The organism is Bacillus sanguinis (assembly GCF_018332475.1).
In the GTDB taxonomy this organism is placed as follows: Bacteria; Bacillota; Bacilli; order Bacillales; family Bacillaceae_G; genus Bacillus_A; species Bacillus_A sanguinis.
Window position 1 is genome coordinate 1 of sequence record NZ_BOQB01000635.1, and the last position, 640, is coordinate 640.

General features: G+C 35.3%; 1 pseudogene. It reads right to left on the reverse strand.

From position 1 onward, the window contains the following. Positions 1 to 525, reverse strand: a pseudogene (locus KI369_RS28945) (collagen-like repeat preface domain-containing protein); the annotation flags it as partial. Between the last annotated feature and the right edge of the window lie 115 nt (positions 526 to 640).

Here is a 640-nt window from a genome sequence, read left to right on the forward strand (position 1 = left end):
CACCTTGAGGTCCAGTGGCGCCAGTAGCACCAGCTGGACCAGTAGGTCCAGTAGGTCCTTGAATGAAGCAGAATTAACTAAAGCAGTTTGTAATGCTGCTATTAATTTAAGAAGCTCTTGAAGTGTGCAAGGGTCAATTCGGAATAGTTTTGTAATGTATAGTAAATAATTAATTAGATTTTGAAGCTCGATAAATACAGCGCTTGCTACGAAGGTTGGATTATTTAATATAGTTATTAAATTTTTAATAATAGCTAACCCTTGTGCTTTCAGGGAGGAAGTAGCGTCTAGTGAACAAATAAATTTACTTAGTAGGTTCAATGTATCAATTAGATCTTCAATATTTTGAGGAGATGGATTTGCGAAAAGTTTTGGAATTATTTTTGTTAAATCAATAATGATTGCGCGGAATGTTCTAAGTTGTGCCTTAGTGACTGGGATGGATGGAGTATTTGGGATTCGTCCAGCGCTACTTGGAAAGCATGGTTTGGAGAATTTGTTCTGACTGTCGTTATAATGAGACATTAAATCTCTCCTTTCTCATGAGGATATGAACGAAACTCATCATAGTAGATGCGAAAATTAGTTAAATGGTCATAGTAAAATCGTTTGTTTAAAGAAAAAATAGAAAAAACGCCTT